Below are 616 nucleotides of genomic sequence, written 5' to 3' on the forward strand. Positions count from 1 at the left end.
GTCCGACGGCGGGGAGAACAAGCCGTCCAATCCCAGCGACCCGCACGACGGGGCCTACACGGCGGCGCGGCTGGCCCGGGACGAGGGCGTGCCCATCTCGACGATCTCGTTCGGCACCAAGACCGGCGAGATCGAGATGGACGGGCAGCGCGTCGCCGTCCCGGTCTCGACGGACCAGATGAAGACCATCGCCAAGCTTTCCGGCGGGCAGTCCTACACCGCCAGCAACATCGCCGAGCTCAACAAGAGCTACAACGCGATCGAGAAGGACATCGGCTATCGCACCGTGGCGGGGCCGGGCAGCGCCGGGTGGCTGCGCCTGGGCGTGATCACCGCCCTGATCGCGACGGCGTTGGCGCTGCTGATCAACCGGCGGCTGCCGGTCTGATCGCTCAGGACGGCAGCCGGCGGTTCAGGAACAGGCCGGCCAGGATCGCGCTCGCCAAGGCGACCGCCCCCAGCAGCATCCAGGCCAGGCTGGCATCGCCCTTGACGGTTTCGTAGCCGATCTGGCGCTGCAGGGTCGAGTAGACGTTCTTCAGCGACTCCAGGCTGTCGGCGTGGAACGCCTGGCCGTCGGTGATCTCGCAGATCTTCTGCACCGTCTGCTCGACGA

Annotated in this window: 2 pseudogenes; one reads left to right on the plus strand and one right to left on the minus strand. The window is 68.2% G+C overall.

Annotated features, from left to right (window positions below):
- A pseudogene (locus A5681_RS28180) lies at nucleotides 1-388 on the plus strand (hypothetical protein); the annotation flags it as partial.
- 4 nt (nucleotides 389-392) lie between these two features.
- On the opposite strand, the pseudogene A5681_RS28185 reads toward A5681_RS28180, so the two are convergent.
- Nucleotides 393-616, minus strand: a pseudogene (locus tag A5681_RS28185) (hypothetical protein); the annotation flags it as partial.

The organism is Mycobacterium scrofulaceum (assembly GCF_001667885.1).
Taxonomy (GTDB): Bacteria; Actinomycetota; Actinomycetes; order Mycobacteriales; family Mycobacteriaceae; genus Mycobacterium; species Mycobacterium scrofulaceum_C.